The following is a 22,332-nucleotide window of genomic DNA, read 5'->3' as shown; positions in this document are numbered from 1 at the left end:
GCCAACACCTAGTACAATAAGGAAAGTTATAAAAACAGAACAATCGTTCTGTTGAATTGGAAACATATTGACCGATAATATATATATCAAGGAAACGTATTGTAGCAAACTAAGGAGGAAAATTATAGTGAAAGAAGTTCAACCTATTCGGGATATAGAATTGATTAAATCAATGAAAAGAGAATTATTGAAGAAAGGAAGTAGGAACGAGTTTCTGTTCACTTTTGGTATTAATATTGGTTTGCGAATTAGCGATATGTTACCCTTGAAAGTTTCTGATGTAAGGGGGAAACAGTACATAAGAATCGAAGAAAAGAAAACAGGTAAATCTAAGAGGTTTCGTGTTAATCATGAAATGCAAGATTTAATAGAGTCGTATACAAATGGAATGAATGATAATGATTACCTTTTCCAATCCAAACGTAGTTACACGCCGATTAAACGTATACAAGCCTATAAAATTTTGAATGAAGCTGCAAGGCAATGCGGAATAAAAGAAGAAATAGGAACGCATACGCTAAGAAAAACATTTGGGTATCACTTTTACAAGAAAACGAAAGACGTTGCTTTATTACAGGAAATTTTCAATCATTCTTCACCTTCAATAACTAAGCGTTATATAGGTATTAACCAAGATGAAATAGACGAGGCGCTAGACGATTTCAATCTATAAGGAGTGATCTTATTGTATCTTGAAAAAATCCAATCGAAAGGGAACTATTATCTTTATCTAAAAGAGTATGACGGCAGCATATTATACGGCTCTAAAAAACGCACTCTATACGCATTCGGTAGATTAGAAGAAGCCAGGAAGAACTTTGTGGAATGGAATAACGATATTAATAAATTACCCGATAATTTTAAAAAATACGGGTGCACCAGGGACGATCTGGAAAAATGGATTGATCAAACCCATCCAAAACCGGCAGGTTTTCAGAACAGCCCCCTAGTGCATTTGTAGTATATATCATTTTTTGACTATAGACAATGGGCGACACCCCCTTTACATTAATAATTGTGTTTACTTACGTTATTTTGATGTATATTATGTAGGTATACCAATTTATAGAAAAAGGGGGATATTTTTCATGGATAAAAAAATGTCTAACACAACTCTAGCAATACCGAAAACGCTTAAAGGTGATTTAAAGAACATGGCAGACGAAACAGGGATGTCCGTAAATCATTTAATTCGGTTAGCGGCTAATTCTTTAGTAGTGAATTATAAAAAAAGTGGACCTTTTATTTTTGCAGACTTGATTAATCCAGAACATAGAGAAAACCTTAAAAACGATAATAATCCGTTATGAGGGTCTTTTGGTAGCTTCTCATACTTATACCATTAAAAAATTAAAAAACACGTTAAGCACATTATATGAGGTGATTTTTTGGAGTACCTTTTAATTCCTGTTGGCTTATTCGGCAATGACTATATGACATTAACAAATGATGCAAAAATAGCTTATGCCCTTATATCTAACAAACTAGCTTTCTTCCCTATGGAGGATGAGGAAGGAAATAAATTTGTACACTATCGATTAGAGGAATTAGAAAGAGACTTAAACTGCAGTGGTGACAAAGTGAGAAAAATAAAAAGGATTTTGATAGAAAACGGTCTGATAAAAGAAAAAAGACCCGGTTTGAAAGAGCCCAATAGATACTATGTATTTAAGCCTTAAAAAAAGATGATTTTTTATTAATAAGGGGAGATAGAAATGGATACAGCAATACAATTCAGAGGAACTATATACGAAAACGGATATGGACTAGTTGCTCAAAAAGTTATGAGGGATTTAGATTTATCACCACAAGCTAAATCGATATATTCATACATTTGCTCGTTTGCAGAAGTAGGTAAGGACGGAGAAAGAACAGCTTTCCCTGGCGTTGAATTAATGATGAAAGAATTAGGGTTCAAATTAGAAAAAACCTACTACAAACACCGCAAACAACTAATTAACAAAGGTTACATAACTATAGAAAAGAGGAAAGATAAAGGCAAATTCGAAAAAAATCTCTATTTTATAGAAGCAATTCCATCACCAATAGAAGAAAAACAACCACACGGTAAAAATTACAGTACGGAAAAAACCGAACAGCAAAATTTACCGCACGGTAATTTTTCCACCTTGCAAAATGAAAGTGGGTAAAACAAGTCTAACAAAATTTGGAGTTTGCGTGTTTTTATTTAGCTGAATTTTCTCAGTACCCCAACATATATTTTAGAGCCTAAAAAAAAGAAAGTACCAAGCGGCACTTTCTTTCATCATTTAGAAGTCAAGCGATTGATTGAATCCCTCGTCCGTTACGTATCCTTCTACGGACCAAATATTATGCGGAAAATCTCCAACTTCTTCCTTCTTTTCTTGAGCTTCGTCTTTCGCTCTTTGTTCGTATTCCCGAAACTTATCCAAATACTTCGCATCAGATGGAGCATCGTTTTTCACTTTTGCCAAACCTTTTGATAGGGGTAACTCCGCGTAATTAAAAGGTCCCCCGTTGTCAAAGAGCCATATATAACCAAGTGTGTGACCTTGATCATCTTTTCCAGGATTTCCTCTTTCTAAATTTACAGTGTAACCTTCTAAATTATTCTTTGCGATTTTAGTTGCCTGCAATCCAAATTGTTGACTGGATTCCATATCATCAGGACCATTTTCTGGCGTATCAATTAATAACAGTTCCACGGTTTCTTCCTCGCCGTCTTTGTTCTCAACCACAATCGTGTCACCGTCAACGACGCGGCTTACGGTGACTTCCTCCGTTATTTCTTTTAATTTATCGAGAGGGGTTTGCTCTTTATTTTCGTTATTTTTAGTTGAATCCGTTTCGGGTCTGGGTTCAGCCTCAGCCTGCGAATCGGACTTGCTAATCTCAGATTTGCCACACCCAGCAATCATGAATACAGCTACTAGCATACCTGTGATCCACAATCGTTTTTTGTTTACCTTGCGTAATTCTCGCATGATTTTCTTCTCCTTTTTATTCTCAATTTACTTAAAGTATATCACGGGCTTGTACCCCTTTACTATATTTATTGGTAAATTGTGTCAAGCATTTGTGTGTAGAAATCCTTCACTTTCAGGTTTTTAATCGCTTTTGATCCTTTTATCGCCCGGCTTGCCGGGTATAGAATTGCCAGTTGGTTCCCGTTTTTAGTGCTTGCTTTTTTGTTGCATAGTAATTTATTTAAAAAAGAATAAAATCTTGTATGCTCAACGTTTTAGTAGTACAATTTAAATTACATATATTTCCATTTTTAACACAAAAAGTCTACCTGTGCCGTTCAGCACTCGAATAGTTGAACGACCGCGATGGTAGGTATGTCATCATCTGTTCGAAGTCGATTTATCTAATGATTGAAACCGACGAGTGTTTTCGTCCACACAATAAATTAGAGTAAAGGAGAATTGAGATACCATGCGATTTTTACAAAAAATGATACCGCGCGCCATTTTTATGAATTGTTTGGCTATTATCGCTGTGTTATTGGTACTTATACCAATTGGTAAGGTGCTTGCGGAAGAAGGCGATGGTGGCGTCGTGGACCTGTCGCTTTATCAGCGCGCAAGTGAACTTACTCGGGAATTTGCGACGGCTATCGCACCTGGAAGTGAAGCGGAACGCCTGTATATGCTTGAGAAGACTACCGATGATGGTCTCTTGGTAGCAGGGAACGCTGGGGCCTTTCTAGGGTATGCGGAGATTTTATCGGATGATACTGGTATTGTCGGATGGCTGATGAGTAGCTATACTTCAGCAAGCGCAACAATAACGTACGACCAACTAAAAAACGTTATTGACGTAGAAGGCAGTGCGTATACAAGCAACCCATTTTTCATTTATGCGGGGTACGGAGAAATGCTTACAGAGATGGGTTTAATTTCAACGATTCGTCCGGGTATCGGTTCAATAGGTCGAATGCTTGCGACAGGAATTGTTTTAATGGTCTACCTATTAGCGAATGCGGCTCCGTTTTTGTTTAGAGGAGCTTTAATGATACTTACCACATTAAACCCGTTTAAATTATTTGAAACGGTAATTAATGGTACGGCGAGTGCAGATTTGGGAATTATTTCAGGAGTTGCGGAGTATGTTGGTTCTATTTATCAAACCGTACAGGATTTTTCCGTAATGTTTTTACTGCCGATATTTCTTGTTACTACTGTGTTTGGAATATTGGTATTCCGAAAAACCTCCGTTGTAAAAGGTTTTGGACGATACGGTGTTCGCGTATTCATGTTGTTTGCGGGAATTCCGTTAATAGGGGCGACATATACAGGACTAGTTGAGGATTTGGAGTCACAAGTGGCCGTTGGTACAGAGTATGCGGATTACTTGGTGTTATCTTCGTATGTGGATTTTGAGGGATGGGTGAAATATTCACGATTAGCTCCACCGAAAGATAGTGGTATTCGCAATCCTCGCTATGGAGATGACGAAACACGAACGATTAGCAACCGCGAATTGATTTTGGATATTAATGGTAAACGAGCGAATAATGATCGAGCGTATGCACTACAAGATCGCTATTCATCCACTTCGAACATCGGAGCTATATTCGAAGAAGGTGGCAACCAAAAGAATGTAGATACGGAAGATAGAAGTGGTCAGGAGATATCGTCATTCTCCGAGGTGTTTAACATTTTGTCTCGTCACATGACTAGTGCACGATACACCAGTTCTGATTATAGCGGAGAAGTCTCTGGTCAAGTCCAGAAAATATTGGCGAATAGTAACAATGAAGCGGATGAGGAAAATATTATGAAGATGTTTACACTTTCCTCTAGCGATTCTAGAACTTGGGGTGAAAAACTTAACCCATTCAATCAAGAAAAAGACTGGATGAAGCCGATACGTTGGAACGGGAAAGGTAATAACGTGGATAGTAGTGCGAAAGGGTTGTTCACAGAAGGCGATGCGCTAAATCCATTGTTCCAATTTGGGAGATTTCACATGAATATATATAATTCAGGCGACCTACGATACGATAGATTCAAAGGTTACGTATCACCAGCAATGCCTGATGTAGTCAATGGAAAAACAGCTCCTATCGGGGAAGACCGAGAAGGTACAGTCGGTGGTTTATCTCCAATTGCGTTATATAATTTCTTGAACACTACGTTTTCAAACACGGGACTCACTGTTTATTCACCGGAGAAAACATCGAGCGACCTTTCGCGAGATGCATACGCAGCCGTTACATTCGGTGGATCAGGAATGTCTTCTGTAACACGTTGGATTGAAAATCTAACCGTTATGTTGAGTTTGGCTGTACTGTCAATTGCCTATGGTGTGATGATGATCAGTGTAGCAATTAAGAATATCCCGCGTATCTTAACAGGGGTGTTCGGCACAGCTCTCGGCTCAATTGCTTTTACGACCAAGTTATTGATTTCGACTGCCGTATTAATCATTCAGATTATCGGGATGATTTTTCTCTATACATTAAGTGAAAACATCATTATGTCCATGCTTTTAAACTTTAATGAGTTGGTTGATACGGGCGGCGAATACTTTGGATCGGGGCTTATCTTTGATTTCCTTGGTAGCTTCTTGATTACGGTGATTACGGCAGCAGTGACCTTCTTTATGATTAAAAATATGAAAGTCTTTAAAGAGCTCATGGAAGAGGTAGTGACGAACGCAATCAACCGTGTGATGGGCGCACTTGATACGAGCACGGGCGGTCAAGGTCTTGACGTTTCGAAATCATCAGGTGGACGCGTTGGCGGCGATGGAAAATTGACGGATAAGGCAAGAGAACCAATGACAAATGTTGGTAGGATGCTCGGTGCTGCGCATGATTTAGAATCCCGCCGCGAGCAAATGGGTGAAGAACTTGGTCATGATAAACCAGGTCTGGGTGTTAAGATTAAAAATCGTTTGGGTACAGCGTCTGACTTAATGGGCGCAAAAGGAAAAGATACCATGAAAGGTCTAGCCGGAGTTGAAGGGAAATCCCTTGAGCGTGAAATGCAAGCAAAAGAAAGAAAAATTAATTCGATGCCATACAGAAAAGACGCACAAGATGGCAATGTTGCGGGTGCAACAAGTATGGGGCAAGCCATCGACGAAAACGGTGAAATCCTGACTGATTCAAACGGCAATGCTCTGGATACTAACGGTAACTCGGTTAGTCCGAGCTCCCCTGTTGCGATGGCTGGTACGACAGCGATGACCGCAGAGGACGGAGCGCTCATGGATACAGACGGTAACACCTACACCGATGAGATGGGCAACGCGTTCTATCAGAATGAGAAAGGTCAACTGGTTGATAAAGTCGGCAACTTCGTTGCACTCGACAAAGACGGAACGCTCCAGCCAGTGACAGAAATTCCGGGACACAATGGAAAAGCGGTATCTGCTTCAAAAGAGGCAAAGAAACTTGACAGTATGCGTTTCGATGCTGACAGCTACGATGCGATGACAAACGAAAAAGATGCCACACATTATGGTTTGGATAAAGACGGCAACGCGATTGGAACAAACGGCGAAGCGCTCCAAGTAAACGGATCAAATGGTTCTCAACCTGTCCGATTAGACGAGCAAGGCTTTGTAACAGATGCTGATGGTAACCGTGTATCTGCATCTGACATTCATGGCTCAGTAGATGCACGTGGGTTTGACAAAGTAGAAGGCGATGATGGAAATACGTACTTGAAACACAAAGGCGACGCAGCTATGAAACATGTGGCGGTTCCGGGGAAGGGTAAGACGGAAAGTCAGAACCTAACGTCCCTTGCGAAACAGTCGAATCGGGCTAATGCCTTGGCGAAACGGGCGAATGAACGGGTCAAGCAACTGAAAGCGAATGGTGCTTCACCTTACGCCTCCATGCAGGCGCAGCGTTATGCCGATAAGGCGAATAAAAACGCACGAGTGTCCCAGCAATCGTTCAATCAAGCGATGCAGGCGAATGGGAAACCAACAACAGGGTTTGCACGTCAGCCTGTTACAGATGAATTTGTACAAAGCGCTGCTCGTCATGCAAATGCTGAAAAGATGGCTCTTGACGAAAACATCGATAAATTAGAACAGATGAAGGCGAAAGGAGCTCCGCAAAAGATGATCGCAAGACAGGAACGGAAAGTAGACGGTCAGCGTCATGCCGTTCATCAAGCAGCAGGTGTGGAGCAGGATTTGCGTACGGCGAAAGCTGCAGGTCGTTCCTACAATGAAGTTCATAGTGCCCGTTCCCGTGTGGAAAGCGCAGAACAATTGTATGTAAAAGCGCAGAACGCTCACACTGAAGCAGTTAATAGTGGTCAACCGAAAGAGGTTATCCAGAAGCGAGAGAGGAAAATGAATCAAGCGTTGAATGCGGTGTCGGCGGCTCAGGCGAACTTATCTCGCGTGTCTCAAAAACCGAGCGGTACGCCAGAACAGATTGATCACGCAACGGCCCGGTATGAACAGGCGAAAGCACAGCATTCCCAGGCAACAAACCGTTCGGAACAAGTACAGGCAAAACGCCGGATGGATAAGGCGCAAAGTATTAAACAGCGCTTTCTGAACCCGCCGGGTTGGAGTAAGAATTCGTCGGATGTTCCGCAGGTCAAGTCCGTTCCGACACGTTCAGCGAGCAAGAGTTACGCGGAATTGACCGCTTCTGGTGTCAGCAATTACGATGATTACCGCAAGCAGGTGAAAAAGCATACGACCGATTTGAAGACGAATCAGTCAAAATTGAAACAGGCACAACAGCGCCTGGTAACGCTCCGTTCGAGCAATCGACCGCCGCAAATCATTGATCAGGCGGAAAATCAAGTGGCAACGTTGCAGAACAGTGTGAATGCGTCACAGTCGAATGTGAAGAGACTAAAAGATAACGCCCAAGGCTTGCTTAAAAACGGCGATTTCCAACCGGTTGTGGCAAGCAGACCAATTCGTAAGAATGGTTCGGCGATTATCAATCAGATGGTTCACTTGAGCCATTCGCAATCGATGTACGACAAGCTTTCTCAACAGGAACAGACTGGTACCATCACGAAAGCGGGACGAAAGCAGATGAAATCGTTGGGTGGCCGTTTGAGTCACATGAAACGTGATTTGATTCGCTCCGGTATTCGTGAAGATTCCATCAAGGATAAGACTAGCATTGTTCAAAGCACGAAACATATGCAACAATCATGGGAATCATTCGTCAATGGTACAAGCATAGAAAACAATGACGAATAACCCATGTGCCCTTCGGGGCTTCTGTATCTTTAAAAATTGTTTACCAATATTTGGTATATTTGTATTGTTTTGACATATAGTGTGTGATATAATGCTTGTAGTCATTAAAATGTTGATCGGTCAGTTCTTTGGGAATATTTTGACCGACCTTGCTCATAGGTAAAGGGGGAGAAACGTATGTTAGGTTTCGGTAAAGTTGAGTTACTCGCAGGCGCAGGCGGGTGGGATTTACGTACCTTCTTACAAAACTCATTTAATACACTAGGAGACTGGTTCTCACTAGCTGTCATGATTTTGGGAATAGTAGCTGTGGCGTACGCCATTTGGCAAATCGTCTCTGGGTTGATGTCCCATGGGAAAAAGCAGACCAACTGGGCTGTAGCAATCATTTTGCTTCTTGTTGGGGGTACATTGGCCATGACGACAGGTTTCCAGTTTGTACAGAACATTGCAAGCGGTGGTCGTAAGACGATCGAGGACCTAGGTGGACAAACCATTACGATGTTCCATTTTGCAAAGACATTCCTGCCGTAATCGCAGTGTCTGAGAAAAGAGAAGAAAAAGAAGACGCCAACGCGTCTTCTTTTTTGTGCACAAATGTGTCGCTTTCGAAGCTTTAATCGTCGAGCAACTTCGTATAATTTACTATTTTTTCCAATTACCCTATGCTATAATTAAATATAGTTATACGACAAAACACTGTACATACAGCGTTATAAACATAATTTTTCACAGGAAGAGAGGGGAGACAAAATATGACAAAACATGACATGAAGGGTCTCAAAAATCATAAAGTCGCAGAGGAGGACAAGGGAACGGATGAGCAGGAGAAATCATCGTTTTTCAAATGGCTCGAAACCCTGCGTGACAAACTAAAACTTGGTTCTCATTACAAGATGGAGCGTTTTACGATCATGCTCGGGGCAACGCTGTCCATTCTGTTACTACTCTCAGTTTTTTCCTTTGTAGCCTACAGGGACGGTGTTGCTCAGAGCGTATCCGCTAAGGCCGTCTATACCGAGGATTTCAATTTTTCGTTGTCGGATCAAAAGATGTATGTCGAAGGAGTTTATGGAAACAAGGACAAGACGGATGTGATGATCTTGCTTCGATTGCAGAACCCAGAAACCATGAGTACTGATGCGAGCAACTATGAGCTGTTCATTACGAGTGAGAAGGAAAGCCTGTCGTATGAACCAGATGTGTCGTTATCGTTGTTCGGTGCCACGGGATATGGCACCATCCGCTTCCAGGATGACGAACCAATACCGAAGGAAGTTGTGTCCATTACGATTCGTGCAAAGGCCGATTTATCTCAACAAGAGGGTTCTGGTTCTTCCGGGGATGATGAAAGTTCGGATGGGTCTTTCGAGAAGTACGACCAAGGACGTTTCTACGTAAATCCTGGCGCGGATGATGTTGAAACGCTTGATTGGCTGAACACAGGGGAGAAAGATCCTACGAAGCTGTATACTGCTTTAGTCGCCGATACACTGGATGAGGAAATTCACACTAAAATTCAGGAACAGACCGATGAGCTCGACATACTCTTGAACCGTGAGAAGGAATATACGAACCGTCTTGTTTCCGCCGGGTACGAACCTCCGGAGACGCCGTGGTTTGTAAAAGGGGATTACGTTAATGATGACGGAGTGTTTGTAGCAGCGCAGAATTTGGAGGGAGCATTCGCCTTCGATTATTCCACTAAAACAATCAGGGACGGTTATATTATTCAGGTCATGGATAACCTGTCCTCGTTTGACGAATACATGAGGAAACATTCCGAACACGATACGACAAATGATAGAGATTCGTCCAGACAGGAACAGGTGGAGCTTGTTGAAACGATCAAGAGTAAAAGCGGAGAGGTGCTAGATTTAAATACCGTCGTGACAGGTTCGAGCCCTTCTGCTCAGGTAGCGGCGAAGGATTCCGTAGAGTCCCTGCAGGCGACTTGGCGCTCGTATCTTAACATCAAATCGGAATTACAGCGGAATTTGATGCGAGAATTACTCATTTTGGATGCCGACGTGCAATCTCAGAGATCCTCTTATTCCGTACAATCGAATAAAGATGCAGTGACATTCTATTAATCTAGTGATGTAAGGTGTCCCTTACATATACTGTGACGGGACCCTTTCATCTTTCACAGATTTATACATTTAATCTACACAACCACATAGCGAAGGAGGGTATGCAAATGAACGACGAACAATACGGCAGACCTAGACGTTCGACAAGAGCGCAAAAGCTGGGTGATCCGTCTGGTGGTGTCGCGGGAGATAACGGAGCGAAATCCCGTTTGGCTGATGGGGTGCGGAATCGTTTCAGATCGTCGAATTCATCACATACACCAAAACCGAATACACCGTCTGGATCAACCGGAAAAACTGGGGCGACATCGAAACCTTCGAATACGAACCAGATTTCCGGTTCATCGGATGCTGGAGAAAAAAGAAATAGAAAAGGCAAAGACGGTATGGAAGATAGAAAGAGTAAACAATCGAATCCCCAAAAGGATACATACGCTTCTGGTAATAATCAGAGCGATGATACAGGACAATCAAATGAAGCGGTGGGAAACCCTGCAAAAAAGGTGAAAGACGCTTCATCTAATACCACGGGGGGCGATTACGGCAAAAAGAGTACGAAAGACCAGCTTGAACATCAGGCTGCGGATGTAGCGATGGATACCACACCGGGGCTTAGTCAGTTTAACAGTGCCCGCAAAGCACTCAAAAATTTTAACAAAACCAAAAAAAGTGCGGGTGGCGGGGATGACGGGATTACGGATAAAGCCGAGGAAAAGATGGACGATGCCGTCGATAAAGGAATCAAAGGTGTGAAGGTCGCTGCGGGTGCGGGGGTAGCGAATGGTGTGGGTATGATTGGTATGGCCGGTCTATTGTTTATGAAGACGCTTATGATGCTCAAAGGAATGATGTTCGCTGTTCTCGGGAAAATCGCCGGGTTCTTCGGTTCGATATTTAGTGCGGTGAGTTCATTCTTTTCGGGTCTTCTCGGCGTGGCGACTGCTGTCGGCCAGACCATTGCCGCAGGTTTTATGGCTTTGCTCGTTGCTGGAACGAGCATACTTGGATTTGGTGTCGTACAAGAATTCAAAAAAGACGACTCAGTAGTGGCATGTACACCGACCCACACAAAAGTATCTGATTCATCACAGTCCTACATCGGAAGCGGGGAAATCGGAGCCATCCGTGAAGATCATGCCGTGAAGCTCTGGTCGGTCTACTCCGAGATCGGCGGTTCGAAGGCGCAGACTGCGGCGGTGCTTGGAAACTTGGAAGCGGAAAGTTCACTTGACCCGACAGCAATTGAGACGATTTACAACGAACCGTTTTTCATCGGTATTTCTAAGCAGGATGCAATAGCAAATGATTTTCAAGTTGAATTGATTGACCCGTCCTATGCGGACCGGTTCCCAGCGATTAATTACGTCGGTATTGGTCTTGCCCAGTGGACGAATGGTAGGAACCGCCTACTCATTGATTACGCGAAGGAAAAAGGTGTGAATTGGTATGAATTCGATACGCAGGTACGTTTCATGATTGACGGGGATTCGCCTGGGCGTCAGGACCAGTTGATGGACTTCTTGAATACGGAGCCCGGGAATGTCGGGGCTGAGACGGAGCGGTTTATGAACACATGGATAGGTCTTTCCTCTCCAAATCCGTCCCTTGACAACCGTCAGTCAAATGCAACGGACTACATGTTCATTCTGGAGCGTGCGACAGCAGATACGGATTACGCAGATAGTATTCTGAGCGGAGTTAACGTCAACCGTTCTGAAGGGAACAGCGCGGCGGGGGCGTATTACCAGGATGACGGATGCGGGAACCCGATTAAATCTCATTACGGCAATCAGGCAGTAGATGGTACGGGAGAAGTACCATCAAATTTAACGCTCGTTCCGTGGTCGAGGGATACGCTTCCGTCATCATTGAAGGAATATGCCAAAAATCCCGAAGATGCAGGTCTCGCTTGGGGAGACGCCTCTGGTTGGGCAAACGGAGTCATCCCTGACCAGTGCGCTGCACTTTCACATAGTTACTTCATCCAACTTTACCCGGGTTGGAACAAGGACGGGCGTGCGACAACACGTCCATTTGGGGATGGGAAGGATGTGGCTAACAAATGGGCGGCTCATTACGGGGAAAGTACGGTGGACTATCCTTCTGCCGGTGCGGTATTCAGTGATGCAACGACGAGTCAATATGGTCACACTGGAATCGTGCAGCATGTGTTTGCCAATGGTGATATCTTGATTATCGAACAGAATATACGTGGTGTTTCCGGTGAGGGAGCGGGTTTAGATTATTCATGGAGCTGGCGTGTGATTAAGAAGAATCGCTACGAACAAGCGTCCTGGGAATTCTTTAAACCATCAGACGCTGAACCCCAATGGACAACACCCAGAGTTTAAAAATTTTCTTGATAAAACGCTGTGCACACAGTATAATAAAGGTGGTGAAAGGAGATGGTATTGCTTCACGCGGTACCTTCTTTCTTAGTAGGAAAATGATAGGGAAAGGTAGTGTTTGTTAATGGTTAATAATTTAATAGAAACGCCTAATTTTGTTTTGTTGAAACAAAAAAGAGCTAAGGTCCCTATTTTTAAGAAAACATTAGATGTCTTGGAGGAAGTATCGATAAGTGAACTCCCCAAGGGATGATATGAAGGGGATAATTCTCAATGGAAGATATGAGAAACTTAGAGTGTTGTCATGCTTTGAAATAAAAAAGGAAGTGGTACTAAATAATTGGAACACCTCTTTTTTTTATTTAAAATTGGTAAATAAAGTAAAACATACCATAAAAAGAAAAGTATATGGCCATTGCGCCCTGGTCTTAAAACAGAAGGGGATGAGAAAATGCTGGCGAGATTATTGCATGTGATAAAGACGTACTGGATTGTCGTTATAATTGGTGCGGTAGTAATGGGAATGGTTTTGTATATGTCAAACCAGAACAAAGCGATAATAGAGCTGGAAGCAGATATCAAAACAACCAACGAATTAGTGGCCGATGCCAAGAAGACACGATCCGATTTAGATAAGGAATTCGATGCGAAAGCGCATCGTACTGCAATTAAAGAACGAACGGTGTCTGCAAAGGAGGTTGGAAAAGAGATCATTGCGGTAGATAACATCCTCACTGCTTTTTATAAGACAAACGAACCGCTTCCGGAGAACAAAGAGGAGAAAGAAGCACTGTTTGCGAAATTAGAAGAAGCAAAAGCAAAAAATACGGAGCTTACTGGTGCGAAAGAGTCAGACCACATTAAGACTTGGCAGTTAAATCCAGAATGGACGCTCACGCTCGAATCCGTCGTCACGTATCAGGATACCAACCATGTTCCGGTTGTGTTTTCGATGAAGACGAAAGACGGAAAGGCTGCTGGTCTGATATATGCCATTTATGACGTGAATGACCACTCGCTCAATAACATTAGTCATCATTATACAACCCACGGTCTGCAGGATGAAATTGACGTAGGAGGGATGTAGGTTATGCATCACATCAAAAACAACCGCACGCTTTTGTTCCTGGTGATAGGTGGAATCGTCCTTTTTATCTTCGTCGGCGTGTCCCTGTGGAGCCAAATTGCCGAAAAAAAAGCACTAGAAGATGAACATGCTTCTTTAATAAGCAAGATGAATACCGTGGAGAAAAACATCGCGAAACGCCAGGCGGAGATCGATGCGAAGAAATCCGCTTCGATCAAGGAGGCGACAGGGATTGATCCGTCACTGATCAAAACAGACACCACAGCAGCGAAGTCGTACTTTAAACCGGCGTTTAACTGGAAGTCCGGTGGAGATTATGACAAGACCAGAAATGATTACATCGAGTCTCTTGGGAAAGATAATACATTCACAGCAACTTACCTGCCACCGGATACGAAAATTGATACGGATGACGGCCCGCTCTCCTATATTGACTTTAAAGGTCTTCAAGTGACGATGGGTGACATACATATCGTACCAATGAGCGCCGAAGGTAATCGTATCCGGTACGTGGCTTTTGTTCAGTATTTCATGCACAAGGACGAAAGTGACATGGTCAACCCGGAAGCACTTGAGGAAAGCGAAGCAATCATCGAATTCACGGCGGCAGGCGATGTGGAAAAAGGCGAGCGTCGGGTGACGGAAGTGAACGCCCGTGCAGGCTTCCAATCGAGTCTGGAACCATAAATAATGAATTGACTGAAATTAATAGATTGACACAATAACCCATAAAGGAGTTGGCTGCAAGATGAAGATGAAGAAAGTGCAAGCCCATAAATCACCTGTAACTAATACTCTACCAATGACCAAGCCTAAACATAAACTCGCGACGCGGATACTTGGTGTAATATTCCTGACCATGAGTGTGTCGGTGTTTGCCCAGGGTATCCCTCTCATGTTCGTATTTATCGGTGCGTATTTGGGTATACCGACGGACGCCACGGTAGGAGAAATGGACACAATGGTGTGGCTTCTTACAAGTGTTACCATGATGATCCTTGCTGTATACGCATTTCTCGCATGGATGAAATATCTGTGGCGCATATTTATCACGAATCCAAAAACCTTGTTTTCATTCAAAAGAAAAGAGAAACACGCCTCGTAATGGGCGTGTTTTTTATGTGTATGATTGTTTAACAACAAACGGTCATTGTTACATAGAAACGCTTGCTGTTCAGGCGATTTACCGTATAATGGGAGTATAAGCTAGATTAACAAAATATGGAAAAGGGGATGGATGAGAATGGCTACATTCAAAAAAGGACAAAGCTTCAAAGGTCAGCGTGTACATGTGAGCGGGGTTTTCGATCAGAAAGGCTCAGGGATGACAGGGAAGAACGTGGCGTTTAGTATTTCAAATGATACTCGCGAGCCTGAGGACGTTATTACGAACCCGATGCTTGTATACGATAAGTACAAAGATAAAAAGGGGAATGAAAAGGATACCTACACTGCAAGTTATTCGGCGAAGCAGTGGGACGCCATCGAAAAAGCGGCAAACAAAGAGGGCGACGCAATGGTGTTGGAAGCGGATTTGTTCCCAAACACCCGGGGCAAAGGGTTGGTTGTGAATACGAATACCCTTAAAACACCGGAAGTGCCGTTTGACTCGGCTAAACACCGTGAAAATACAGTGGCCGCCCGCGAAGCGAAAAAAGCAGCTCGTCAGGAACAGCAAAATCAACAAGAAGCGGTTCTTGAGGCGTAAAAAATTGATTTTTATTCGAAAAGGTGCTGAAAATCAGCACCTTTTTTGTATATGTGAATTTATACCGTTAAATAGATACGTGTTAAACATCTGTGTGTTCAGTGTTTTTGTTTTATTTTTGCTTGTTATCCATGAAACAAACGTGCTATAATCAAGGAAGAAATTTCCATTTTTATAGCAGAGCATGACAAACAAAAATCATAGAATCGCAGAAAATTAGAAAGGATGATAGCGTTATGAAGACCTATCCATATAACCGGACAAGCACTGAAGGGCGACGATTGTTCCGACTGTTGGATGCTCAATTTAACAAAGGGTCAATCAATGCCGTAAATCGATCTAAGACATTTGAATCTTACGGCGTTCCGTCTGTAACCCAGTGTCGTGTGAACAAAATTAGTTTCCTGTTTTCAAGCAATTTATCTGGGGTGAAACGTCCGCAAATTCGAGTTGATTCCGACGTAGAGATGGCTTGGGGGGATTTTGCAGAGGGGATTACATCGCTAGATTTTACTCATGATAACCAGGAGCTACCCCTTTCGTATGTGCAGCCGTTAGAAGATGATGCACTCAAGATGTTGATTGACGCTGGTTTTTACAGGGAGGAACGATTCGAGGCGCTCATGAATAAGCTCATGGCCGATGAAGAATTCGATGCTGAAGCAGAAATGAGGGTCACATACCTGGACGCCGTACAGGAAGGCTCAAAAGAGAGCGTACCTGTTCTATTGGTGGACCCAGTGACAGTCGTTCATGAGAATCATGATTCGTCTGAGCAGACGACGATTGCGAACCTGGTTAAACGCTCGGCTCGCCTTGCTATGGAATTGCAAAAGGAAGGCGTCAAGACTGAGGAGCTAGTACGCACAACGGACACCGATCAGGACCGCGAAGTTTTCTTGTCGGATAATTTCCGTGACGTGGTTGCACAAAAAGAAGAAGAACAGACCAAGGTTGTAGATGAATCGTTCACTGCTTCTTCGGAGTTTTTGGATGAGGAAATTGACGTGACGAAAGAATTGAAAGGTAGTCTGTCCTTTGACCATACGAGCGAGGATGACCGTATTCGCGATTTAAAAGAACGTGATCGCTACGAATCTTCTCATGATTCTGATCCGGAATCGGAGTTCGAAGCGGAACTTAATGGCGAACCGGAAATCGGTGAGGAATACCTGCATGAACAACCGGGGGCAGAACCAGCGCCGTCCTCGAAGACAACGGAAGCGTCAAAGGTGCTAGATTCGGGTATTTTTGATAAGGGTCTGGACGATTACAAATACGAAACTGAGGACGACGGTCCGGAACTATAATGTTAGTAAGAGCGATAAGGGTTCCTAGCCTTATCGTTTTTCTTTATAAAAGGAGTGAGGTCTATGGGATTGAAACAGGACATTGTGGTCAGAAGCGAATACACGAACAATGCCCGGAGCGCTCCCGGTAAGGGATCTCGTGGATCAAGCCCGGGGCAGTATGTCATGCGGTACATGGCGAGGGAAGATGCTACCGAAGTATTGGCTCCGGTGAGACAGGTGGCGAGTGCGGAAATACCTATCACCACAACTCAAACAAGTGATGGGTATGACGGTGCGGGATTTATGCGTTATATCACGCGTAGCGATGCCACGGAACAGTTGAAATCGAAGCAGGATGAAGACTTGCAAGATGCTGATGCATACGGTTCCCCGTTTGTATTGAAGCACAAGTTCAAAAGGATAGATAAACAGTCCGGACGGGCGTTCGGGACGCGTGGAATTAGTCTGTCACATAAAGAGTTAGAATACACCTCTAAAGTTATTCAGGATGCATTCGATGTTGGACATTCCGTACAGAAAATTATCGTGAGCTTCACCGAGGATTACCTGCGTGACACAGGTGTGCTGAACCCACGATTTAAACATAAAGGTCGCGGTTCGTACAAAGGGCACATTGACCAGTTGAAACTACGCCAGGCAATCACTGATGGAGTAGATCACATGACAAAAGCCGGTCGGTTTTCCAATCCTGAATGGGTAGGAACTATTCAGCTTGATACCAGTCATGTTCATGCACACATTGCGCTTGTTGATAAGGAATTCTCGACATTCCGTATGAGGGACGATGGTGCTGACAGGGGTAAAATCAATGAACGTGAAAAGAAGATGTTTCGTAAAGGGGTACATTTCAGCCTGGAGGACATGAAAGATTTGAAGTCGTTTCACAAGCAGGCGTCGCTTGAAAGACAGAATGTTGTGGCGTTCGTCAAAGATTACGCATACAACACCTTGAGTGAAAATACATCTATACAACTGCTCATGGCCGCTCTACCGAAAGACCGGAGCAGTTGGCGCTACAGGACGAACCGCACGTCGATGAAACACCCGAACACCATCGCTAAAGGAATTGTCGCGCATGTATTTGAAACCGAACCAGAACAGAGCGGTTATGCCGATGCCATACAGGCGGTGCATGATTACGCTGAAGAATCGATGGTAAAGAACAAACTCACATCGGAAGAACGGCAAGAATTGGTGGATGAAGGACGTGAGCGTATTGTTGAAAGGAGTGTGAATGGTCTGTATAAGTCGCTCAAAGAGTTTGGCTCGTCTGCACTTCGTGTTCGGACGACGATGACCGATATTCAATCGAGTTCTGATGAAGAACTGGCTAATGCCTTAAAGTCACAAGATGCAGAGGAATTTGATGCGGCTGCATTCACGCTTCGGGTACGTGGGTATAACAAGCGTCAAGAGCTTCACACAAAGAGTGCCCGAGACCATTTTGAGATGGCTAGCGAGTACGATACGGCAAACGATCAGGGGCTCGTTGATGATACTGCACACGTCATGCGTCTCTATTATGAGGAGGAGCAGCGGTATCATATGGGCCTTGCAGACAAGTACCGAAAGTTTTTATCGTTCCATCACCCAAAGGAACGGGAATACGTGCAAGCCCTACGTCCCATGTATGAGGATCTTACCCAGCGTTATCAGACGATTCAAAGTGACGAGACTGAAACAGGGCTCACGCTCCATGAAGATCGGGATGCGTACAAACGGGATTTACGTGCTTATACGTTCCATTGTTTTGAGCATGGGGTTGCCTCACTTAAAGAATGGGATGCTATCACAGATTACGACACGGAATTAGGATCGATAAATACTCGGTTCGTCCTGCCAGTACGTCCGAAAACCCGGCAGGAAAACCTGAAGGACGATCATTTTCGTCAGGTCAAGGCGTGGGATGTACATCATTTGGGGCTTGATTATTACAATCACCCCGATGCGAGAATTGATGCTACCAACGCAAAAGCGTTCGCCAATGCGTGGCAAGGACGCAAGCAACGGGTTGACGCTGCCCGAATGTATGTTACAGCGACCGGACAAGGGCTTCCGGCTTTGGATCGTTCCGAGGCAGATATTGCCTCTATGGAGATGGTCGTGGATAAAGCCGTGAAAGAAGGACTTATTCAGACGGTTACCATCGACGATTTGACGCCACTTCATGAAGGCGACCGCCGCCAGCTTTATACAATTCCGGTTGACCACTCGATGGATATGACTAAGCAGGTGAGAAATACACTTGAACATATCGAAGCGGTTGAACAGATCGAGGAGGAACTGGAGTAACCCCAGTCCTTCCAGTTTTCACGAATGCTACGGTTCGATAAAAATTATTGGTAATAATTCCTTTATTATGGAAAAATATGGTATAATAAAATTATGATAACGCTGTACGGTGAGTGTTTTATAAGAAAAATCGCCGTTATCTTACTCAAAAAAAAGGGGAAAGGATGACATACCATATGTCCAAACATTTTGCCATGTTGAACGCGGTACGACGCCTGGAAAATCATTTATCGCGGGAAGATTATATTCTAAATAAGATGGCGGAAAATAATCGAATTTCGTTTTCATTGTTCGAAAAAAAAGTAAGTCACTACAACGAATTAGTTGATACACTGAATGATCTGTTTGCAAGCCTCATCGACAGTCCGTCTTCGCAATTGTTCTCACGCTATGTTATTAACTCGGCGGAGGGATCATCGGCAGAGGAAACGGAAGTATTGCGTGATATTGGGGTAGTAGACGAAAGTGAGGAAGACGTTACATATAAATTCACTCAGGATGAAACAGATGAATTAGATGAACCAGAAGAGCCTGCATGGAAAACCGAAGGCTATGAGACGTATGATACATGGCTTACCGATAAGGAAGCCGAATATGCACAGTCCTCTGATGATTTGTCCTTGGGTGTGAATGATGCCATGTCAAGACATCGAGCTGGACAAGCCTTAGACGAGTACAACGAAACATCGGAGCGGGATATCGCTTCGTATTTACCCGAAGACGACAGTCCAGTAAATGTGCTTCCGTCTGACGATATATATAATGGAGAACAGGAAAACGAAGATGAATCGTCAGATGAAGAAATTTCGGCTACTGATTATAATTACTTAGATCACACGGTTGATAATGTTCGTGTAGATAATGATCCGACGCAAATTGCTGGAGTAGAGACAGCGGTTGAACGGTATGGGGAAACTGCTCGTCAGGGGACAGATATTGACGTATCCAGTTTCATGTATCAATCTGAGTCGTCCGTTGTAAATAATTTGATCAGTGATGACATCAAAGAGCTGCATGCAAAAGAGACGGTTTTATCGGAAAGTGACGTTTAATTTATCAGATCAATAAAATAGCGAAAGTGCTAATAAAAGTCACAGAAGAAAATGTTGAGAAATGAGATAGAAAAGGAGTGCGATGGTGATGAGTATTACAACGATAGAGCGACCGGAATCACTTAGAAAGAAGCAAATAGATACTTGGGTATTCGATAAAGAAAAATATCCGTTTTTAGCGGAGTACGCTGTATTCATGCCCCCTCCGAGTCGTCCAGTTATTGGCAGAGAACGGGAGATGCGGCGCCTGCTCGCTTCATTGAACCGCGCGGAATTATCAAATGCATTTCTTTTAGGGGATGCGGGTTCAGGTAAAACGATGCTCGTACAGGGCACGTCCGAAAAGGATAAAGGTCGTGTGTATGTTGAGGTGGATCTTGCGAAGATGGCGGCGAGTGAGAACGGAGAGGACGGAGCTGTACAGATGGCGTCCCGCGTGAAAGGGTTGTTCGAGGATGTGCTCCGTTTCAAACAGGACATGAAAGATGCTCAAGATGCGCAGTTACTCTTGGAATTAGAGTCGGAGACTAAGTGCCGCAAGAAACAGGAATCGGCACCAGAGCTAGTTTTGTTCATCGATGAATTCCATCTGCTTGTTCAGTTATCCCAAGCGGCGTCGCAATCGATTAAACCGATCCTAGCAGAGAGTGGACGCCGTGGAATCAAGATTATCGCGGCGACCACGTTTGCTGAGTTCCATGAATATGTCGAGAAGGACCAAGCGCTCATGCAGCGTTTGCAGCGTATTAACATTAGAGAGCCGGATAAAGCAACGGTGGTGTCGATTCTAAAATCCATCGCGAAAGCCCACGGTGCTTATGATGACATCTATGATTCCCAGTTGTTCGAGTTAATTTATGATTATAGCAACCGTTACGTACCGGCTGATTCCCAGCCACGCAAAAGTATATTGCTGCTTGATTCGATGATCGGTTGGTATCGCACGTATCCCGCCGATTACAAGATGAACCGTCATTTACTTGCCGAAGTCATTCATGACAGTACAGGTGTGCAAGTCACGTTTGAAATCGATGGTCGGTACATCGAGCAAAAGATGAACGAGCGGGTGTATTCCCAGACGTTCGCCATGAAAACACTGGAACAACGCCTGCAAATTGCCGTGGCGGATTTACACGATAAATCCCGTCCGATTTCGAGCTTTTTGTTCTCCGGACCAACTGGGACAGGTAAAACGGAAACCGTGAAAGGATTAGCTGAGCTCTTATTCGGAGATGAACGTGCGATGATTCGTTTCGATATGTCCGAATTCGCACTGGAGAGCTCTCTAGATCGCTTCCGTGAGGAACTGACGATGAAGGTGTGGAACAAATCTCACTGTGTCCTGTTGTTCGACGAGGTTGAGAAGGCACATCGGGTTATCACTCGTCTTATGCTCCAAATGTTGGATGACGGCCGTCTTTCTAACGCCCAGGGGCGTGAGGTAAGCTTTTTGAATACCTACATTGTTTTGACGACGAATGCAGGCTCGGAAGTTTATGAAAGCATCGCGCATTATTCCCAGGATGATGATGGAGCGGACGGATTGGCTAAGTATCAAAAAGTCATCCGGCGCTCGTTAATTTCAAATGACGCGTTCGTTCCGGAACTTATCAACCGGATGAACGCCATTATCCCGTTTCAGCCACTCGGATATAAAACTTATGAGAGAATCATCCTGAACAAGTTAAAGCAATTACAGAAGGATGTGTACCGGATTCATGGTGTGCAAGTTTTGATTCAGCCAGAGGTTGTCGTATATCTCGTCTATGAGGACAATGACATTGATACCAATACCGGGGGTGCGCGTGGTCTTGTTGCCCGTATGGATACTGAGGTTATTTCCCCATTGTCTCGGTATATCAATAAACATCCAGATGCGAAGCATATTGGGATTCATGTTAAAGGTGAGATGGCATGCCAAAATAAAAACATCCGAGAATCCGATGCTCACATCGAAGTGGGAACGGTGGATGCGAAACGAGCACGCCGAAAGTAATACCATAAATATTATGTAATATGTAATACAAATTTTGTTACGAAATAAGAATTTTAAATAGAAGGGTCGGTGCTTTATACATCGTCTCATTTTATTCGTAATTTAATTTAAAACACGATAAAAACACTGAACACTCAGCTATTTAAATATTGTATATGGTGTTTTTTTGTGATAGAATAACGTTAGTCAACTGGAATATTTTGGTTATTCAGATAACACAATTTATAAATTTCAGGTGTAAGGGTAAAGGAAAGGGAGGGCT

At 43.7% G+C, this 22,332-nt stretch carries 18 protein-coding genes; 17 read left to right on the top strand and 1 reads right to left on the bottom strand.

Translation table 11 applies throughout. From position 1 onward, the window contains the following. Positions 1-127: 127 nt before the first annotated feature. From JUJ52_RS03355 to JUJ52_RS03335, 5 genes are all read left to right on the top strand, one after another. Positions 128-673 carry a site-specific integrase gene (locus JUJ52_RS03355; RefSeq protein ID WP_228088770.1) on the top strand — a complete coding sequence of 182 codons (546 nt, stop codon included), beginning with the start codon at positions 128-130 and terminating at the stop codon, positions 671-673. A 12-nt stretch (positions 674-685) separates the two neighbouring features. Then, on the top strand, positions 686-961 hold the full coding sequence (locus tag JUJ52_RS03350) for a hypothetical protein (protein ID WP_228088769.1): 276 nt from the start codon (positions 686-688) through the stop codon (positions 959-961). Between the two features lie 127 nt (positions 962-1,088). Further along, positions 1,089-1,310 (top strand): hypothetical protein, encoded by a 222-nt coding sequence (locus tag JUJ52_RS03345; protein ID WP_228088768.1) that lies wholly within the window; start codon positions 1,089-1,091, stop codon positions 1,308-1,310. A 78-nt stretch (positions 1,311-1,388) separates the two neighbouring features. Continuing rightward, the gene (locus tag JUJ52_RS03340; RefSeq protein WP_228088767.1) at positions 1,389-1,679 is read left to right on the top strand and encodes a replication initiator protein A; all 291 of its coding nucleotides are present in this window, start codon (positions 1,389-1,391) and stop codon (positions 1,677-1,679) included. Between the two features lie 36 nt (positions 1,680-1,715). Further along, on the top strand, positions 1,716-2,150 hold the full coding sequence (locus JUJ52_RS03335) for a helix-turn-helix domain-containing protein (protein ID WP_228088766.1): 435 nt from the start codon (positions 1,716-1,718) through the stop codon (positions 2,148-2,150). A gap of 120 nt (positions 2,151-2,270) precedes the next feature. Here JUJ52_RS03335 and JUJ52_RS03330 read toward each other — a convergent pair whose 3' ends face one another. Next, complete coding sequence (locus JUJ52_RS03330) at positions 2,271-2,966, bottom strand: thermonuclease family protein (protein WP_228088765.1); 696 nt, start codon at positions 2,964-2,966, stop codon at positions 2,271-2,273. 454 nt (positions 2,967-3,420) lie between these two features. On the opposite strand from JUJ52_RS03330, the gene JUJ52_RS03325 reads away from it, so the two are divergent. From JUJ52_RS03325 to JUJ52_RS03270, 12 genes are all read left to right on the top strand, one after another. After that, positions 3,421-8,181, top strand: a complete 4,761-nt coding sequence (locus JUJ52_RS03325) for an HlyD family secretion protein (RefSeq protein ID WP_228088764.1) — start codon at positions 3,421-3,423, stop codon at positions 8,179-8,181. A gap of 177 nt (positions 8,182-8,358) precedes the next feature. Next, the gene (locus tag JUJ52_RS03320; RefSeq protein ID WP_228088763.1) at positions 8,359-8,715 is read left to right on the top strand and encodes a hypothetical protein; all 357 of its coding nucleotides are present in this window, start codon (positions 8,359-8,361) and stop codon (positions 8,713-8,715) included. A 221-nt stretch (positions 8,716-8,936) separates the two neighbouring features. Next, positions 8,937-10,274 (top strand): hypothetical protein, encoded by a 1,338-nt coding sequence (locus JUJ52_RS03315; protein ID WP_228088762.1) that lies wholly within the window; start codon positions 8,937-8,939, stop codon positions 10,272-10,274. Between the two features lie 107 nt (positions 10,275-10,381). Continuing rightward, entirely contained in the window at positions 10,382-12,625 is a 2,244-nt protein-coding gene (locus JUJ52_RS03310) for a phage tail tip lysozyme (protein WP_228088761.1), read from the top strand. Positions 12,626-13,073: 448 nt separating this feature from the next. Next, positions 13,074-13,709, top strand: coding sequence for a hypothetical protein (locus JUJ52_RS03305; protein ID WP_228088760.1), 636 nt, complete (start codon positions 13,074-13,076; stop codon positions 13,707-13,709). 3 nt (positions 13,710-13,712) lie between these two features. Continuing rightward, positions 13,713-14,396, top strand: coding sequence for a hypothetical protein (locus JUJ52_RS03300; protein ID WP_228088759.1), 684 nt, complete (start codon positions 13,713-13,715; stop codon positions 14,394-14,396). A 61-nt stretch (positions 14,397-14,457) separates the two neighbouring features. Continuing rightward, a complete protein-coding gene (locus JUJ52_RS03295; protein ID WP_228088758.1) occupies positions 14,458-14,814 on the top strand; it encodes a hypothetical protein in 357 nt (118 codons plus the stop codon). Between the two features lie 138 nt (positions 14,815-14,952). Next, complete coding sequence (locus JUJ52_RS03290) at positions 14,953-15,417, top strand: hypothetical protein (protein WP_228088757.1); 465 nt, start codon at positions 14,953-14,955, stop codon at positions 15,415-15,417. A gap of 236 nt (positions 15,418-15,653) precedes the next feature. Next, the gene (locus JUJ52_RS03285) at positions 15,654-16,727 is read left to right on the top strand and encodes a hypothetical protein (RefSeq protein ID WP_228088756.1); all 1,074 of its coding nucleotides are present in this window, start codon (positions 15,654-15,656) and stop codon (positions 16,725-16,727) included. Positions 16,728-16,790: 63 nt separating this feature from the next. Further along, positions 16,791-19,022 (top strand): relaxase MobL, encoded by a 2,232-nt coding sequence (mobL, locus tag JUJ52_RS03280; RefSeq protein ID WP_228088755.1) that lies wholly within the window; start codon positions 16,791-16,793, stop codon positions 19,020-19,022. A gap of 176 nt (positions 19,023-19,198) precedes the next feature. After that, positions 19,199-20,074 carry a hypothetical protein gene (locus tag JUJ52_RS03275; protein ID WP_228088754.1) on the top strand — a complete coding sequence of 292 codons (876 nt, stop codon included), beginning with the start codon at positions 19,199-19,201 and terminating at the stop codon, positions 20,072-20,074. Positions 20,075-20,162: 88 nt separating this feature from the next. Then, on the top strand, positions 20,163-22,070 hold the full coding sequence (locus JUJ52_RS03270) for an AAA family ATPase (RefSeq protein WP_228088753.1): 1,908 nt from the start codon (positions 20,163-20,165) through the stop codon (positions 22,068-22,070). Positions 22,071-22,332: the final 262 nt, after the last annotated feature.

It is taken from the genome of Virgibacillus sp. AGTR (genome assembly GCF_016919725.2).
GTDB lineage: Bacteria > Bacillota > Bacilli > Bacillales > Amphibacillaceae > Virgibacillus > Virgibacillus salarius.
The sequence above is the reverse complement of the archived record's forward strand: the minus strand, read 5'-3'. Positions and strand labels throughout refer to the sequence as shown.

Coding starts and splice junctions, on each gene's coding strand:
- JUJ52_RS03295 (WP_228088758.1), top strand. CDS start 14,458: ATGAAGATGAAGAAAGTGCAAGCCCATAAATCACCTGTAACTAATACT.
- JUJ52_RS03305 (WP_228088760.1), top strand. CDS start 13,074: ATGCTGGCGAGATTATTGCATGTGATAAAGACGTACTGGATTGTCGTT.
- JUJ52_RS03270 (WP_228088753.1), top strand. CDS start 20,163: ATGAGTATTACAACGATAGAGCGACCGGAATCACTTAGAAAGAAGCAA.
- JUJ52_RS03330 (WP_228088765.1), bottom strand. CDS start 2,966: ATGCGAGAATTACGCAAGGTAAACAAAAAACGATTGTGGATCACAGGT.
- JUJ52_RS03300 (WP_228088759.1), top strand. CDS start 13,713: ATGCATCACATCAAAAACAACCGCACGCTTTTGTTCCTGGTGATAGGT.
- mobL (WP_228088755.1), top strand. CDS start 16,791: ATGGGATTGAAACAGGACATTGTGGTCAGAAGCGAATACACGAACAAT.
- JUJ52_RS03275 (WP_228088754.1), top strand. CDS start 19,199: ATGTCCAAACATTTTGCCATGTTGAACGCGGTACGACGCCTGGAAAAT.
- JUJ52_RS03290 (WP_228088757.1), top strand. CDS start 14,953: ATGGCTACATTCAAAAAAGGACAAAGCTTCAAAGGTCAGCGTGTACAT.
- JUJ52_RS03310 (WP_228088761.1), top strand. CDS start 10,382: ATGAACGACGAACAATACGGCAGACCTAGACGTTCGACAAGAGCGCAA.
- JUJ52_RS03335 (WP_228088766.1), top strand. CDS start 1,716: ATGGATACAGCAATACAATTCAGAGGAACTATATACGAAAACGGATAT.
- JUJ52_RS03315 (WP_228088762.1), top strand. CDS start 8,937: ATGACAAAACATGACATGAAGGGTCTCAAAAATCATAAAGTCGCAGAG.
- JUJ52_RS03320 (WP_228088763.1), top strand. CDS start 8,359: ATGTTAGGTTTCGGTAAAGTTGAGTTACTCGCAGGCGCAGGCGGGTGG.
- JUJ52_RS03345 (WP_228088768.1), top strand. CDS start 1,089: ATGGATAAAAAAATGTCTAACACAACTCTAGCAATACCGAAAACGCTT.
- JUJ52_RS03285 (WP_228088756.1), top strand. CDS start 15,654: ATGAAGACCTATCCATATAACCGGACAAGCACTGAAGGGCGACGATTG.
- JUJ52_RS03325 (WP_228088764.1), top strand. CDS start 3,421: ATGCGATTTTTACAAAAAATGATACCGCGCGCCATTTTTATGAATTGT.